The sequence below is a fragment of the Pseudomonas entomophila genome, assembly GCF_013523165.1.
GTDB classification, from domain to species: domain Bacteria; phylum Pseudomonadota; class Gammaproteobacteria; order Pseudomonadales; family Pseudomonadaceae; genus Aquipseudomonas; species Aquipseudomonas entomophila_A.
In genome coordinates this window covers 1-788 of the sequence record NZ_JAAMQI010000056.1, presented here as the reverse complement: position 1 = coordinate 788, position 788 = coordinate 1, and the positions used below count along the sequence as shown (strand labels likewise).

The following is a 788-nucleotide window of genomic DNA, read 5'->3' as shown; positions in this document are numbered from 1 at the left end:
CACCATCGTCAAGACCATCACCGGTATCACCGGTGGCAACGTCTTCGAGAAGCTGTCGACCTCCGGCTATGTCACTACCGATGTGACCGACGAGCCGGGCACTCCAGGTAACCCAGGTACGCCGGGCGGTACCAACGGTGGCGATCTGCTGACCGTTGGGATCACGGCTGACCAGAGCAGCGTCAACGAAAACCAGCCAGCGACTTTTACCGTCACCACTAACCGCTTGCTGGAGCGTGATCTGAACGTCACCCTCAGCAACGGCGATACCGTGACTGTGAAAGCCGGCTCGACCACGGCTACCTACACCCTGGCAGCCCAAGGTGACGACGTCTTCAAGGACGGCGAAATCGTAAACCTGAGCGTACAGAGCGCAGTCGATGCCGGTGGCAAGGACTTCGAAAACCTGCAACTGAGCACCACTCCAGCAACGCTGCAGATCACCGACACCATCAACGAAGTCGTCGCAACGCTGACGGCTGACAAGACCACCGTCACCGAAGGCGGTCAGATCACCTACACCGTGACCTTGATCAGCAAGGACGGCCTGCCGGTCACCGGTCACGGCGGCATGACCTTCACGCTGGAAGGTGGCGGCGTCGTCACCATCGATGCGGGCAAGGCGAGCGGCACTTACGTGCTGACGACCGCCGATGACGTATACGTTGGCGGGCAGGGCACCATCGTCAAGACCATCACCGGTATCACCGGTGGCAACGTCTTCGAGAAGCTGTCGACCTCCGGCTATGTCACTACCGATGTGACCGACGAGCCGGGCACTCCAGGTA

At 60.5% G+C, this 788-nt stretch carries 1 protein-coding gene; it reads left to right on the top strand.

Annotation, left to right across the window (positions count from 1 at the left end; genetic code table 11):
- A partial coding sequence (locus G7Z99_RS19615) for an immunoglobulin-like domain-containing protein (RefSeq protein WP_375139176.1) occupies positions 1–788 on the top strand: 788 nt, incomplete at both ends.